We start from the raw sequence: 14,664 nt of genomic DNA, 5'->3' as shown, positions 1-14,664 counted from the left end.
GGTTCGTCCTCCTTCCGCGTTCCTGTGTTGCCACAGGTCAGCAGGGGGAGGAGGGGGGCGTCCATGGGGTGCGGGGGGAAGCGTTGCGGGTGCCCCGGGTGGGCGGGGGTGGGGTTGTGCGGGCGCACAGGGCGGGGGGTGCGCGGCGGGCCTTGTCCCCTGCCCGCCCCTTCCCGGAACTGGGGGCCTCCGCCCCCGGACCCCCGCTCCTCAATCGCCGGAGGGGCTGAACAAGGGCGGAGCCCCAGTCACGGGAAGGGGCGGGTAGAGAAAAGCCTCAGACCAGAAAGTCACGCGCGATCGACTCCGCCGCACGCTCAAGGAGCGCCCCCGCCTCCGCCATGCACACCGCCGGATCCGGCTCCAGGTCCAGCAGCGCGTACGCCCGCCGGATCCCCGCCCCCTCCAGCGCCTCCGGCGTCAGCGCGAGGCGGCCGCACACCGCGACGACCTCCACTCCCGCCGCCCGCGCCGCCGCCGCGACGCCCGCCGGGGCCTTGCCGTGCAGGGTCTGGGCGTCGAGGGAGCCCTCGCCGGTGATGACGAACGTCGCCCGGTCCAGGGCGGGCGCGAAGCCCAGGACGTCGAGCATGACCTCGATCCCTGGGCGGAAGCGCGCGCCGAGGGCGACGAGCGCCCCGTAGCCGATGCCTCCGGCCGCCCCCGCTCCGGGGAGGTCCGCCTGCTCGGCGCCGAGGAGCGACGCGTAGTGCGCGAGGGCGGCGTCGAGCGTCGCGATGTCCGCCTCGGTCGCGCCCTTCTGGCGGCCGTAGACCTCCGGCGCGCCCTTGGGGCCGGTCAACGGGTTGTCGACGTCGCTGGCGAGGACCAGGTCGATGCCCGCGAATCGCGGGTCGAGTCCGGACAGGTCCGCCTCGGCGAGGTCCGCGAGACCGCCGCCGCCCGGCCCGACCGGCTTGCCGTCCGCGTCGAGGAAGCGGGCTCCGAGCGCGGCGAGCATGCCCGCGCCGCCGTCCGTGGTCGCGCTGCCGCCGACGCCGAACACGATGGTCCGGGCCCCCGCGTCGACCGCGGCGAGCAGGAGTTCCCCGGAGCCGTAGGTGGTGGCCGTGAGGGGCGCGAAGACGCCGTCGGGGAGGTGCTGGAGGCCGGATGCCTCGGCCATCTCGACCACCGCGGTGGTCCCCCGCATCGCGTACGCGGCGGTGACGGGATCGCCCAGGGGCCCGGTCACCCGCGCCTCGCGGCGCTCGAATCCGGCGGCCACCGCCGCGGCCACCGTGCCGTCGCCGCCGTCGGCGACCGGCAGGGTCTCCACCCGTACATCCGGGACGACGCGCCGCAGCCCGGCCGTCACCCGCTCCGCGACCTGCACAGCCGTGAGCGAGCCCTTGAACTTGTCCGCCGCGACGAGCACGCGTGCGGTCTCCATCACTGCTCCGTCCGTCACCATGATTCCCTTTGCATTCGAACAGGCAGTCGCGCCGCCCCGACACTATCCGCCTGACCCCCTGCCTGCCCATGGTCTGATCGATCAAAGTGGACCTACGCTGACCGTATGACCACCACTGACTACGCCACGTACATCGCCGGTCTGCCCAAGGTCCTCGTGGGAGCCGCCTGCATCTTCCGGGACGCGAGCGGCCGGGTGCTACTGGTCGAGCCGAGCTACCGGGAGGGGTGGACGCTGCCCGGCGGCACGGTCGAGTCGGCAGACGGGGAGGGGCCGCGCCAGGGTGCGCGCCGCGAGTCGCTGGAGGAGATCGGGCTGGACATCGAGCCGGGCCGGCTCCTCGCCGTGGACTGGACGCGCGGCCGCGAGCGGCCGCCGATCGTGGCGTACGTGTACGACGGCGGGGTCCTGGACGACGAGCAGCTGAAGGCGATCCGGCTCCAGGAGTCGGAGCTGTTGTCGTGGAAGCTGGTCGAGCCGGCGGAGATCGACCGGTATCTGATCGGTGCGCGCGCCGGGCGGATGCACGCGGCGCTGGAGGCCCTGGAGTCGGGCACGGGCGCCGTGGAACTGGAGGACGGCCGCCCCGTGGGCTGAGGCGGGGCGGGCGGTCAGCCCTGGGTGTCCGGCGGCCTGGTCTCGTCCTCGCGCCTGGTCTCGTCGCGCGCCGCCACCCGGGCCTCGGTGCGGTGGCCGCGCGCGATGTAGTCGCGTACGACGAGCTCGACCGCGTCCTGCGGGTTGCCGACGCCCGCGAGCACCATCACTTCGACCACGAGTTCCGCGTCGAGGCTGATCGCTACCTTCGCCATGGCCCGACGGTAGCACCGCGTACGGGTACGGTCCCGGGCATGACTCTCCACGCCACCCGGGCCTCGTACGACACCGTCGCCGCCGACTACGCCGCGCTCCTCGCGGACGAGCTGGCGGCGAAGCACCTGGACCGGGCGATGCTCGGTGCCTTCGCCGCGTACGTGCGCGAGGAGGGCGGCGGGGCGGTCGCCGATCTCGGCTGCGGGCCCGGGCGGATCACCGCGTATCTGCGGGGTCTCGGCCTCGACGCCTCCGGCACGGACCTCTCTCCCGGCATGGTCGCCGAGGCCCGGCGGCGCCATCCGGACCTGCGGTTCGAGGTGGGCACGATGAGCGCGCTGGACCTCCCCGACGGCTCCCTGGGCGGGGCCGTCGCCTGGTACTCGCTCGTCCACACGCCGCCCGGGGAGCTGGGGCCGTACGTGGCCGAGTTCCGCCGGGTCCTGGCGCCCGGCGGCCATCTGCTCCTCGCCTTCAAGGCGGGCGACGACGAGGGCGTACGTCTTGAGCACGCGTACGGGCACGCCGTGGACCTCGACGTGTACCGCTTCGACCCGGACCGGGTGGCCGCGCTGCTCGATGCCGCCGGGTTCGAGGTGCGGGCCCGGCTGGTACGGGCCGCCGACCCGGAGGAGCGGACCCCGCAGGCATTCCTGATCGCACGGCGTCCGGCCGGGTGAGGTAGTGTGGACCGCTGCGAAGGGGAGTAGCCCCGCAAACCGGTCGTCGACACACTGGAGCCTCGCGGTTCCCGGTGGCCGGGCTCGTGGATCATCACGGGTGGGCGAGACCTTCGGTCAGGTATGACACGCCCACGCCCTGTGGGCGGTGCCGTCATGCCGGGCCGAGTGGTCCTCCGAAACGCCGACCGGCACTTCGTGGAGATCCGGGGCCCGGCTCGTACAGAAAGCCACCCGGAATGCATCTCGACCCCCTGGCGATCATCACCGCTTTCGGGCTGATCTTCCTCGCCGAACTCCCGGACAAGACGATGTTCGCGTCGCTCGCCATGGGCACGCGCATGCGCCCGCTCTACGTCTGGTTCGGCACTTCGTCCGCGTTCATCGTGCATGTCGCCATCGCTGTGGGTGCGGGCGGGCTGCTCGGTCTGCTGCCCGACTGGATCGTCAAGCTGGTCTCGGCCCTGCTCTTCGCATTCGGCGCGTTCATGCTGCTGCGCGGGGGCGGGGACGACGAGGACGACGAGGCGGGCCCGAAGACGGTGACCGGGTTCTGGCCGGTGTACTCGACGGCTTTCATGGCGGTGTTCATCAGCGAGTGGGGCGACCTCACGCAGATCACGACCGCCAACCTGGCGGCGAGCAACGGCACCTGGTCGACCGCGATCGGTTCCGCCGCCGCCCTGATGTCCGTGTCGGCGCTGGCGCTGCTGGCGGGCCGGTTCATCGCGAAGCGCGTACCGCTGAAGACCGTGCAGCGGATCGGCGGGCTGTGCATGCTGGGCCTGGCGATCTGGACGGTGACCGAGATCTTCACCGGCTGAGCCGCGGGACGTGCCGGACGGCGAAGGGCCCCGCACGCGGGTGTGCGGGGCCCTTCGCCGTACCCGCTCTCAGAACAGCGCCGGGGTGCTCGCCGCCGTACCGTTCTCGAACGCCAGCAGGCGCTGCTTGCGGTCCAGGCCGCCGCCGTAGCCCGTGAGGCTTCCCGAGGCCCCGATCACCCGGTGGCAGGGGACGATGATGCCGACCGGGTTCTTGCCGTTGGCCAGGCCCACCGCCCGGGAGGCGCCGGGCTTGCCCAGGTTCTCGGCGAGTTCGCCGTACGAGCGGGTCTCGCCGTACGGAATGAGCCGCAGCTGCTCCCAGACGCTGCGCTGGAACGGGGTGCCGTCCAGGTGCAACGGCAGGTCGAAGTCGCGCAGTTCACCGGCGAAGTAGGCGTCGAGCTGGCGGATCGCCTCGGTGAAGGGGCGGGGGTCGGGCTCGCCGAAGGTCTCCTCGGCGGGCCGGTGGCGCTGGGCGGTCATGTAGAGGCCGGCCAGGACACCGTCGGTGGCGACGAGGGTCAGCGGGCCGTAGGGGCTGTCGGTGACGGTGTGCTGCCGGGTCACGGGGCACTTCCTTCCGCGTCCGGGAGGTGGTTGATGGGGTGGTCGTCCACGGTCCAGAGGTACTGGACGGCGTACGCCCGCCAGGGGCGCCAGCCGGCCGCGCGGGCGGTGAGGGCTGCCGGGGTCGAGGGCAGACCGAGCTGCTGGGCGGACCTGCGGATGCCGAGGTCGGTCGGGAGGAAGGCGTCCGGGTCGCCGAGCGCCCGCATCGCGATGACCTCGACGGTCCAGGGGCCGAAGCCGGGCAGCGCGGCCAGTTCGGTGCGGGCCCGCTCCCAGTCGGAGTCGGGGCCGAGAAGCAGCGAGCCGTCCGCGAGGGCCCGGACGAGGGTGGTGAGCGTGCGGCGGCGGGTGCGCGGGAGTGCCAGTCGCTCGGGGTCGAGTCCGGCCAGCGCCTCCGGGTCCGGGAAGAGGTGGGTGAGTCCGCCCTCGGGGTCGTCCACCGGGGTGCCGTGGGCGGTGACCAGGCGGGCGGCGTGGGTGCGGGCGGCGGCGGTGGACACCTGCTGTCCGAGCACGGCGCGGACGGCGAACTCGGCGCCGTCGACGGTCCTCGGCACCCGGCGGCCCGGGCCCGCGTCGACCAGCGGGGCGAGCAGCGGGTCGGCGCGCAGCTGTTCGTCCACGGCGACGGGGTCGGCGTCCAGGTCGAGGAGCCAGCGGCAGCGGCTGATGGCGAGGGTCAGGTCGCGCGGGTCGGTGAGGGAGAGCCGGCAGGCGATGTGGTCGGGGCACGGGGTGAGCGCGACGATGCCGTGGCCGTGCGGCAGGGCGAGGGTGCGGCGGTACGCGCCGTCGCGCCACTCCTCGACGCCGGGGACGGCGGTCGCGGCTAGGTGGCCGAAGAGGTTGCTGGGGTTGAGCGGGGCCCGGTACGGCAGGCGCAGCGTGATGACGCCGGGGGTGGCGGGCGCGGGTGCGGTGCGGGCGGACCGGGTGCGCAGCTCACCGGGGGCCAGGGCGAAGACCTCGCGGACGGTGTCGTTGAAGGTGCGCACGGAGGAGAAACCGGCGGCGAAGGCGATCTCGGCCATGGGGAGCGCGGTGGTCTCGATGAGCACGCGTGCGGTCTGGGCGCGCTGGGCGCGGGCCAGGGCGAGCGGACCGGCGCCCAGCTCGGCGAGCAGCTGGCGTTCGATCTGGCGGGGCGAGTAGCCGAGGCGGGCGGCGAGGCCGGGGACTCCTTCGCGGTCCACGACCCCGTCCCGGATGAGCCGTATCGCGCGGGCCACGGAGTCGGCGCGGGCGTTCCACTCCGGGGATCCGGGGCTGGTGTCGGGGCGGCACCGCTTGCAGGCCCGGAACCCGGCCTGCTGGCAGGCGGCCGCGCTGGGGTAGAACGTCATGTTCTCGGCCTTGGGCGGCACGACGGGGCAGCTCGGGCGGCAGTAGATCCGGGTGGTCAGGACGGCCGTGAAGAACCAGCCGTCGAAGCGGGCGTCCTTGGACCGGACCGCCCGGACGCAGCGCTCGGTGTCGGTGTGCATGGTTCAAGGATGGGCCACCGGTGGGGCGTGAGGCTGGCGGAAATCCGACATGGGCGTCGGGCTGCCTGGGGCTGCCCGACGCCCGGTGCGGCTCAGCCGAGGAGGGCGGAGGCGAAGATGCCGGGGAGCCTCGTCGCCTTCGGGTCGGCGGTGTACGCGGTGAGCCGTTCCATGGTCGTCCGGCCGGTGCGGTTGGTGACGTAGTACGGCGGGCGCGGGGACAGGGACGGGGAGCCCGTGAACAGGCCGCGCGGGGCGGGCGCGAAGGGGGCGCGTACGACGGTCTTCTCGACGTGCTCCAGCATGAACGCGTTGTGCACGAAGCCGACACCGCTGCCGATGTCCTGGCGGCTGTGTCCGGGGAAGGCTCCCCAGGGGGTGTAGCCGAGCAGGAAGCCGAAGGCCGACCAGCAGTTGACGCCGAGGGTGCCGTAGCGAAGCCCGGCGACCGCCTCGTCCACCGCTCGGCGGTGGGCGCGTTCGGTGCGGGGGTGGACCAGCAGGGTCGCCCCGAGGGTGCCGGGGAGCCGGTCGTTGGCGAACTCCGTCGCCGCGCGCAGGAACGCGGGGGCGTCGGCGCCCGGCAGGCGTACGACTCCGAGGGCGCTGGCGAACACCTCGATGTCCAGCATCGGGTCGCCCTCGTCCGTGATGTCCGGGACCAGGAGGCGGCAGGCGCCCTCGCCGTGGGTCTCGGCGTCCGGGTGGGCGCGGACGACCGCCCCGAGGCGGTCGGCGGCACCGGGGTAGTAGTCGGCGCGGGGCGGCAGTTCGCGCAGGACCCGGCGGATCTCGGCGAGCAGCCGTTCGGTGCCGTCCCAGTCCCGGGGGACGACGAGGATCTGGCTGGCGACGCAGTTGTGGCCGGAGTTGTTCATCTTGCTGGTGACGATGTGCTCGGCCTGGAAGCGGAAGTCCGCCGCGCTCCACGGGCCGGGGGTGACGATGCAGGGGCTGATGCCGCCGAGCTCGCTCGTGAACGGCTTGTCGTTGAGCGGGGTGTCCTCCCTCCGGCGCCGCTCGGCCTGCTCGTCGGTGCCCCAGACGATCGCGTCGTGGGTGCGCTCGCTGCCGGTGACGTGGATGGTGTCGACGCCGTCGTGGGTGGTGAGGTAGGCACCGGTGTCCGCGCCGCCGTCCACGAAGCGCACCCAGCCCTTCTCTATGAACTCGGCGAACACCTTCTCGAAGTGCGGGCGCAGATAGGCGTTGACGGGGTTCATCTTGGCGAGGACGACCTCGCCCTCCGCGTACAGCTTGTGCAGGATGTCCAGCGGGGTGATCGCGGGGACGTTGCCCGCGCCCAGGACCAGGGCGACGGCCGGGCCGCCACCGCGGCCCCGGTACTCCCCCGCGGCGTCGGCCAGCGCCTGCGCCCGGGTGGTCCCGGGGAGGGTCCAGACCTCGGCGGTGAACCCGCTCAGCAGGAGGCGGTCGGAGCCGGTGGCGGGGAAGACGTCGACGAGGACGCGTCCCTCGCGTTCGCGGACGGCCTTGGGCTCGACCGGGTCCTGTCCGGCGGCGAGCCTGCGCAGCACGTGGAGGTGGGCGCTCACCGTCTGGGCCAGCGCCCAGGGGGCGGTGACCCAGTCCTCGGCGGCCCAGGCCGAGTCCTCGGCGTACCCCTTGGCCGCTGCGGCGTCGGCGACCATGGCGGGCGCGGCCTCGGCGATGCGCGGGAGCATGCGCTCCAGGAGGCGGACGCGTTCGGGGAGCGGGGTGGCGGTCCAGGTGGCGGCCCGGTCGCGCAGGCCGGCGACGGCGAGGTCGAGCGAGCTGGTGTCGAGTGCGGGGGCGGCGCTCACGGGCGGGCTCCTTGGGTGGGTCCGGTGGGGGGAAGGGTCAGGGGGTCGGGCGGGCGGCGTCGCGGGCCGGGTCGATGAGCCAGAAGGATGCCGCAGCCCCCAGCACGAGGAGAAGACCGGAGAGCACGACGGCGTTCTGGTAGCCGCCGGTCCCCTGGGCGTCCACGAGGGCGCCCACGACGGCCGGGGCGGCCAGTCCGGCCATGGTGACCAGCGCGTTCATGACGCCCAGCGCGCCGCCCGCCCTGTTCGGCGGGGCCAGTTCGCTGACGGTGGTCGCCGCGACGGCCGCGTACGAACCGCCGAACCCGAAGCCGAGGGCGATCAGCACCGTCTTGGCCGTGGCGCCGTCCGCGAGCGGAACGGCCAGGCAGCACAGGGCGCCGAGCGCGAGCAGCGTGCCGCCGACCCAGCCCCGGGCGCGGCGGCTGCCGACGCCGCGCCGCATCAGCCGTCCGGTGACACCGGCCTGGGCGAGCAGGACGACGGCGCCGATGGTCCAGGGCGCGACGACGACGGTGCCCGCCTCGCCGGCCGTGTAGCCGAGGGCGTTGCGGAGGTAGGACGGCAGCCAGACCAGCATGAGGGCGACGGTCCAGTAGCTGGTGAAGTAGGCGAGGGTGGCGCCGATCCAGGTGCGGCTGGTGAGGATCGCGCGGTACGGGACCGGAGCGGCCGGTGCCTCCTCGCGAACGGCCGTGGGGGCGGCGTCGACGCGGTGCCCGCCGTCGGCTCCGAGCGCCTTCCAGAGCGCGGCCCAGACCAGGCCCACGCCCGCCAGCACCCACAGGGCGGTCCGCCAGCCGTGGTGCTGGATGACCCAGGACAGGCCGGGCGCGGAGGTGATCACGCCGAGGGTGACGCCGAGGGTGATCAGGGCGCCCGGCAGGTTGCGCCGGTCGTTGGGGAACCAGGCGAGGGTGGCCTGCTGGGCCACCGGGAAGGCCGGGCCCTCCGCCGCGCCGAGGAAGACCCGGGAGGCGACGAGGACGGCGAGGCCGCCGCCGACCGCCGCGGGCACCTGGGCCACGGACCAGAGCAGGGCCATGATCAGCAGCAGGACCTTCGGCGACACCCGGTCGGCGGCGAGGCCCACCAGGACGGCGGCGACCGAGAACAGCAGGAAGAACGCGCCGTTGACCAGGCCGAACTGAGTGGCGGTCAGGTGCAGGTCCGCACGGATCTCGTCGGCGGCGAGACCGAGTACGGACTTGTCGGCGAAGTTGACCATCATGAAGACCACGAGGAGCACGGTCACCGTCCAGGCCCGGTTACGGGTGCCGGCGGGTGCCACCGCTTCGGTGGGGTGCTGGGGCCGTTCGATCGGTGCCGCGGTCATGGGATCTCCTGGGAAGGGGGTGCGGAGGGGGTCAGGAGAGCGGCACGCCGGCGATGGCGATGCGCTCCATGATCCGGCGCTGCGGGAAGTAGTCGTTGATCGCGTAGTGCTGGGTGGCGATGTTGTCCCAGATGGCGATCGAGTCGGCCTCCCAGTGGAAGCGGACCTGGTACTCGGGGATGCGGGCCTGGAGGACCAGGATGTCGAGCAGTTCGCGGCTCTCGGCGTCGGACAGGCCGTTGATGCGGGTGGTGAAGGGCTCGTTGACGTAGAGGGTCTTGCGGCCGCTGCGCGGGTGGCGGACGACGACGGGGTGCTCGACCTGCGGCCAGGACTTGCGGAACTCGGCCTTCTGCTCGTCGTTCATGAGGGCGCCCCAGCTGGGTGCCCAGTCGTGCACGGCGGTGAGCTCGGCGATGCGGGCCTTGAGGTCGTCGGGCAGGTTGTCGTAGGCGGCGGCCATGTCCGCCCACATCGTGTCGCCGCCCGCGCCGGGCACCTCCACGGCGCGCAGCACGGAGCCGAGCGCCGGGTTGACCATGAACGAGTGGTCGCTGTGCCAGATGTTCTTGTTGCCGGCGGCCTTGGCGTCCTTGGCGAGGCGCGAGACACCGGCCGTGGCGGTCTTCGGGAAGAACGGGTTGGGCTCGGGCGGGCCCCAGATGCCGGACAGGGCGAGCTGGTGCTCGGCGGTGAAGCCGGTCTGCTTGCGGAAGAAGATCACCTTCCACTCCAGCAGTGCCTGGCGCAGTTCCCCGGCGAGTTCCTCGGTGATCGGGCGGGTCAGGTCGGCTCCGCCGAGCACCGCGCCGAAGTGCGGGGTGAGCGGGCTGACCTCGACCTGCCGGTAGGTGGCGGGCTCGGCACCGGGAGCGAGGCGTTCGAGGGTCCGGCTCCCGTAGTGCATGAGCGGCTTGTCCAGGACCGGCCTCGGGTTCGTCACAGCGGTCTGCATGGGTGTTCCTCCCGACGGCGGAGCTAATTACGTAACCAGCAGTATCGATATGAGGATGCGGCGGGGCAAGGGGTGCGGCGCATTGATTTCCGGGGGATCCCCCCGGGCCGCCGGGTGACCGTTGTGACTGGTTCCGGGCATGCCTGAGCGCCCGGCGGCGGGGCCGGGCGGAGGGTGCGGGAGGCGCGCGGTTACGCGGGGGCGGCGACCGCCCGGCCGATCAGGTCCACCAAGGAATCCACCAACCCCTGGTCCGGCAGGCGCTGTTCACCAACCATGCGGAAGACCAGGGACGCGGCGACGAGCGTCGCGGCGGCGGCGATGTCCACATCGGCCCGGACATCGCCGCGCGCCACCCCGCGCTCCAGGAGGTGCCGGGTCTCGCTCATCACGCGGGCCGTGTAGTCGCGGTACGCGCCCGGCTCGGCGCCCGCTTCCGACGCGGAGCCGATCACCCCGGCGAGCAGCCGCGAGACGCCCGGCCGCCGGTACGCCTCCATGCGCGCCGTCAGCACGGCGCGCAGCTCGGCCCGGAAGTCGCCCATGTCGGGGACGGCGAGCGGCCCGATCCGGGACTCGGCGGCGGCGAGGACGAGGTCCTGCTTGGTGGCCCAACGCCGGTACATGGCCGGTTTGCTGACGCCGGCCCGGGCCGCCACGGCGTCCATCGTCAGGGCGCCCATGCCGTTCTCCGTCACCAGGTCCACGACGGCGTCCAACACGGCCCGGGTGACGCGCTCCTCGCGGGGTCTGCCGGGGCCCCGCTTCGCCCCGGTCAGCTGTTCGTCGGCCATGCGCCGACCCTACGCGGACCGGCCCCACCGCCTCCCGCAGGGGTGCGGGCCCGGGCTCACCGCGTCAGTTCGTCGCGCAGGACGTGCTTCGTGATCTTCCCGGACGGCGTACGGGGCAGGGCGGGGCGCAGGATCAGTTCGCGGGGCACCTTGTAGCGGGCGATCCGGGTCTCCAGCCAGGCGCGAACGCCCTCCAGATCGAGCGCGGCACCCTCGCGCGGGACGACCACGGCGACCACGGTCTCGCCCCACTGGGGGTGGGGACGGCCGACCACGGCGACGTCCAGGACGTCCGGGTGGCCGCGCAGGGCGCCCTCCACCTCCTGCGAGGCGACGTTCTCGCCGCCGGTGATGATCACGTCCTTCATCCGGTCCACGACCGTGACGAACCCGTCCTCGTCCACCCGGCCCAGGTCACCGCTGCGGTACCAGTCGCCCGCGAACGCCTCGGCGGTGGCCTTCTCGTCGTCCAGGTAGCCCACCATGCGGGTGTCGGAGCGCAGCCAGATCTCACCGGTCTCCCCCGCCCCCGCGTCCGCGCCGTCCTGGCGCACGACCCTCAGCTCGACCCCGGGCATGCCGCCCCTGCCGATCGCACCGGCCTTGGCGACCTGGTCGGCGGGCGGGAGCGAGGCACCGACGGGGCCCGTCTCGCTCATCCCGTACACCTGGTGGAAGTCCTCGGAGCCGTACGCCTTCATGAGGCGGCGGGCAGTGTCCGCGTCGAGCGGTCCCGCGCCGTAGATCCAGGCCCGCACGGACGAGAGGTCGTACGAGGCGAAGTCGGGGACCGCCTGGGTCGGTGCGATCAGCGCGATCGGGGCGGCGAACATCGCGGTGACGCGTTCGCGCTGGATGACCTCCAGCATGCCCCGGGGCTCGTACTCGCGCTGGAGCACCAGCGTGCCGCGGGTCAGCAGCGTGCCCATCACCCAGTTGTTGAGCGGGGACGCATGCCAGACGGGCATGCAGATCAGGAAGCGCTCGTCGCGGCGCAGCGGGATGGCGGCGGCGGTGTACGCGGCCGTGAGGGCCACCGTCCGGTGGGTGTGGACGCAGCCCTTGGGGGTGCCGGAGGTGCCCGAGGTGTACAGGATCTGCGCGACCTCGTCGTCCGGCCCCGGCTCCCCGGCGTACGGTTCGGCGGCCGCAATCCGTGCCTCGAACGCGTCGGCGGGCAGCGCGCCCGGCCCCGCGTCGGGGTGGCTGACCAGCCAGGTCACCTCGGCGTCGGCGGCGGTGGCGCGCTCGCCGATCTCCGCGTCGACCACGGCGATCCGGGCCCCGCAGTGAGCCAGCTGGCGGGCCACCTCGGCGGTCTGGAGCTTGTGGTTGACGGGGACCAGGGTGGCACCCGCGTACCAGGCGCCGAACGCGGCGAACAGGAAGGCCGGGGTGTTGTACGTCATCACGGCCAGCCGGTCGCCGGGGCGCAGCCCGGCCACCCGCAGCACGGTCGCGGCACGGCGGGCCGCGTCGGCGAATTCCCGGTAGGACCACCGCTGCTCACCGTGGACGACCGCTTCGTGGTCGCCGGCCGAGCGGACTGCGCTGTCCAGCAGGGTACTGAGGTGCATCACGTTCTCCTGACGAGCCGGACCGTGCGAACGGACCATGGCGGGAAACTCTGAATGATGGTTCACTTCTTTCATGGCCTACCGCAAGACCCCAGCCGAAATCAGTCGGCTCGAAGCAGCCAGGGAGCATCTGATCGCCGCGGCCACCTCGGTGGTCACGGAGGTCGGCTGGTCGCAGGCGTCGGTCACCGCCGTCGCCGACTCGGCCGGCATCGCGGCCGGCTCCGTCTACCAGCACTTCTCGTCCAAGGCGGCCCTGGCCGTGGAGGTGTTCCGGCGGGCCGCCGGGCGCGAGGTCGAGGTGCTGGGCACGGTGCTGCGGGAGCCGGGGACACCGGTCGAGCGGCTGGCCCGGGGCGTCGAGGTCTTCGCCCGCCGCGCCCTGGAGAACCGGGGCCTGGCCTACGCGCTGCTCGCCGCCCCGGCCGATCCGGCGGTCGGCGCCGAACGCCTGGAGTACCGCCGCCGCTACCGCGCCCTGTTCGCCGAGGTGGTCCACGCGGGCATCGAGGAGGGCCTGCTGCCCGCGCAGAACGGCGAGATCACCGCCGCCGCGCTCACCGGCGCGGTCGGCGAGGTCCTGGTCGACCCGCTCGGCGCCGGTGACGGGGAGACCACCGAGGCCCTGCTCACCGAGCTCGTCGCCATGGCCCTGCGCTGCGCGGGCGCCCCGCCCGCCCCGCGCCCCTGACCGATCCGCGTACCCCTTCCCGCAGGAGGCTCCCGTGTCCACGACCGTCCCGCCCCGCAGCAACCCCACCGCCGCGACCCACGAAGTGACCAATCAGGCACCGCCGTTGACCGGGCACGACGTGGCCGACGACGCGGTGCTCCTGGAGGGCCTGCGCCGCGAGGGCGCCGAATGGCACACCGAGGAGCTGCACCGCCTCGGCCGTCTCGCCGGCAGCGCGCAGGCGCAGGAGTGGGCCGAGCAGGCCAACGCCAACGAGCCCGTGCTGCGCACCCACGACCGCTACGGCCACCGCGTGGACGAGGTCGACTTCCACCCCGCCTACCACCACCTGATGAACGCCTCGGTGGGCGCGGGCCTGGCCGGCGCCGCCTGGGCGGACGAGCGCCCCGGCGCCCACGTGGCGCGCGCGGCCGGTTTCATGGTGATGTCGACGCTGGAGGCGGGCCACCTCTGCCCGGTCTCCATGACGTACGCCGTCGTCCCGGCCCTGCGCCACGCCCCCGACCTGGCGAAGACGTACGAACCGCTGCTGACCGGCCGGGTGTACGAGGCCGGGCTGCGCACCCCGGCCGAGAAGCCGGGGCTGCTCGCCGGGATGGGCATGACGGAGAAGCAGGGCGGCACCGATGTGCGCGCCAACTCCACCACGGCCACCGAGGCGGGCGACGGGACCTGGCGGCTGCGCGGGCACAAGTGGTTCACCAGCGCCCCGATGAACGACCTCTTCCTGGTCCTCGCCCAGGCGCCGGGTGGTCTCTCCTGCTTCCTGGTGCCGCGTGTCCTGCCGGACGGCAGCCGCAACACCTTCCGCATCCAGCGGCTCAAGGACAAGCTCGGCAACCGCTCCAACGCCAGCAGCGAGCCCGAGTTCGACGACACGGTCGCCTGGCTCGTCGGCGCGGAGGGCAAGGGTGTCCGCACCATCATCGACATGGTGACGATGACCCGTCTGGACTGCGTCATCGGCTCGGCCGCCGGCATCCGGGCCGCGCTCGCCCAGGCCGCCCACCATGTGCGGTACCGCTCGGTGTTCGGCACCAAGCTGATCGACCAGCCGCTGATGCGCAATGTGATCGGTGACCTCGCGGTCGAGTCCGAGGCGGCGACCACGCTCGGGCTGCGGCTGGCGGGCGCCGCCGACCGGGCCCGGCGCGGCGACTCCGGGGAGCGGGCATTCCTGCGGCTGGCCACGGCGGTGTCCAAGTACTGGGTGTGCAAGCGCCAGCCGGTCGCGGTCGCGGAGGCGCTGGAATGCCTCGGCGGCAACGGCTACGTCGAGGAGTCGGGCATGCCGCGCATGTACCGGGAGGCCCCGCTCAACGGCATCTGGGAGGGCTCGGGCAATGTGAACGCGCTGGACCTGCTGCGCGCGCTGGCCCGGGAGCCGGAGTCGCTGGAAGCCTTCCGCACCGAGGTCGAGGCCGCCTCGGGGGCGGACCGCCGGCTGGACGCGGCCTGGCAGGAGCTGCGCGGCGAGCTGGTCCTCACCGAGGACGCCCCGCTGCGGGCCCGGCGCCTCATCGAGCGCGCGGCGCTGGTGCTCCAGGGCTCGCTGCTCGTCCGGCACGCGCCGACGGCGGTCGCGGATGCGTTCTGCGCCTCGCGGCTGGCCGGGGACCGGGGGCTCGCCTTCGGCACCCTGGCACCGGACACCGACTTCGCGGGGCTGCTGGAGCGGCTGCCCGCGTAAGTACCCCTGAACGGAGCCGGAC

General features: G+C 73.6%; 14 protein-coding genes. 5 read left to right on the top strand and 9 right to left on the bottom strand.

Annotated elements, in window-relative coordinates:
• Positions 1 to 277 precede the first annotated feature (277 nt).
• Positions 278 to 1,393 (bottom strand): glycerate kinase, encoded by a 1,116-nt coding sequence (locus ACZ6C6_RS28255; protein WP_469206600.1) that lies wholly within the window; start codon positions 1,391 to 1,393, stop codon positions 278 to 280.
• Positions 1,394 to 1,519: 126 nt separating this feature from the next.
• Between ACZ6C6_RS28255 and ACZ6C6_RS28250 the strand changes: the two genes are divergently transcribed.
• Positions 1,520 to 2,011: an NUDIX domain-containing protein gene (locus ACZ6C6_RS28250; RefSeq protein WP_469206598.1), complete on the top strand. Its 492-nt coding sequence runs from the start codon at positions 1,520 to 1,522 to the stop codon at positions 2,009 to 2,011.
• Between the two features lie 14 nt (positions 2,012 to 2,025).
• Here ACZ6C6_RS28250 and ACZ6C6_RS28245 read toward each other — a convergent pair whose 3' ends face one another.
• Positions 2,026 to 2,226 (bottom strand): type II toxin-antitoxin system VapB family antitoxin, encoded by a 201-nt coding sequence (locus tag ACZ6C6_RS28245; protein WP_164398721.1) that lies wholly within the window; start codon positions 2,224 to 2,226, stop codon positions 2,026 to 2,028.
• A gap of 39 nt (positions 2,227 to 2,265) precedes the next feature.
• Here ACZ6C6_RS28245 and ACZ6C6_RS28240 point away from each other — a divergent pair, with 39 nt between their 5' ends.
• Complete coding sequence (locus ACZ6C6_RS28240) at positions 2,266 to 2,907, top strand: class I SAM-dependent DNA methyltransferase (RefSeq protein ID WP_469206596.1); 642 nt, start codon at positions 2,266 to 2,268, stop codon at positions 2,905 to 2,907.
• A 239-nt stretch (positions 2,908 to 3,146) separates the two neighbouring features.
• Positions 3,147 to 3,731, top strand: coding sequence for a TMEM165/GDT1 family protein (locus ACZ6C6_RS28235; RefSeq protein ID WP_469206594.1), 585 nt, complete (start codon positions 3,147 to 3,149; stop codon positions 3,729 to 3,731).
• A 69-nt stretch (positions 3,732 to 3,800) separates the two neighbouring features.
• On the opposite strand, the gene ACZ6C6_RS28230 is transcribed toward ACZ6C6_RS28235, so the two are convergent.
• From ACZ6C6_RS28230 to ACZ6C6_RS28200, 7 genes are all read right to left on the bottom strand, one after another.
• Positions 3,801 to 4,301, bottom strand: coding sequence for a methylated-DNA--[protein]-cysteine S-methyltransferase (locus tag ACZ6C6_RS28230; RefSeq protein WP_469206592.1), 501 nt, complete (start codon positions 4,299 to 4,301; stop codon positions 3,801 to 3,803).
• Entirely contained in the window at positions 4,298 to 5,788 is a 1,491-nt protein-coding gene (locus ACZ6C6_RS28225; protein WP_469206590.1) for an AlkA N-terminal domain-containing protein, read from the bottom strand. The genes ACZ6C6_RS28230 and ACZ6C6_RS28225 overlap by 4 nt, the downstream gene beginning before the upstream one ends.
• A 92-nt stretch (positions 5,789 to 5,880) precedes the next feature.
• Positions 5,881 to 7,593, bottom strand: coding sequence for an aldehyde dehydrogenase family protein (locus tag ACZ6C6_RS28220; protein WP_469206588.1), 1,713 nt, complete (start codon positions 7,591 to 7,593; stop codon positions 5,881 to 5,883).
• 37 nt (positions 7,594 to 7,630) lie between these two features.
• Positions 7,631 to 8,932: an MFS transporter gene (locus ACZ6C6_RS28215; protein WP_469206587.1), complete on the bottom strand. Its 1,302-nt coding sequence runs from the start codon at positions 8,930 to 8,932 to the stop codon at positions 7,631 to 7,633.
• Positions 8,933 to 8,963: 31 nt separating this feature from the next.
• Positions 8,964 to 9,887: a TauD/TfdA dioxygenase family protein gene (locus tag ACZ6C6_RS28210; RefSeq protein ID WP_469206585.1), complete on the bottom strand. Its 924-nt coding sequence runs from the start codon at positions 9,885 to 9,887 to the stop codon at positions 8,964 to 8,966.
• 191 nt (positions 9,888 to 10,078) lie between these two features.
• The gene (locus ACZ6C6_RS28205; RefSeq protein ID WP_469206583.1) at positions 10,079 to 10,681 is read right to left on the bottom strand and encodes a TetR/AcrR family transcriptional regulator; all 603 of its coding nucleotides are present in this window, start codon (positions 10,679 to 10,681) and stop codon (positions 10,079 to 10,081) included.
• A 56-nt stretch (positions 10,682 to 10,737) separates the two neighbouring features.
• Positions 10,738 to 12,258, bottom strand: coding sequence for a class I adenylate-forming enzyme family protein (locus tag ACZ6C6_RS28200; protein WP_469206581.1), 1,521 nt, complete (start codon positions 12,256 to 12,258; stop codon positions 10,738 to 10,740).
• A gap of 73 nt (positions 12,259 to 12,331) precedes the next feature.
• Between ACZ6C6_RS28200 and ACZ6C6_RS28195 the strand changes: the two genes are divergently transcribed.
• Positions 12,332 to 12,949 (top strand): TetR/AcrR family transcriptional regulator, encoded by a 618-nt coding sequence (locus tag ACZ6C6_RS28195; protein ID WP_469206579.1) that lies wholly within the window; start codon positions 12,332 to 12,334, stop codon positions 12,947 to 12,949.
• Between the two features lie 34 nt (positions 12,950 to 12,983).
• Entirely contained in the window at positions 12,984 to 14,642 is a 1,659-nt protein-coding gene (locus ACZ6C6_RS28190) for an acyl-CoA dehydrogenase family protein (protein WP_469206577.1), read from the top strand.
• Positions 14,643 to 14,664: the final 22 nt, after the last annotated feature.

This window comes from Streptomyces sp. NPDC041814 (assembly GCF_055590565.1).
This window is presented reverse-complemented; position numbering and strand designations above follow the sequence as displayed.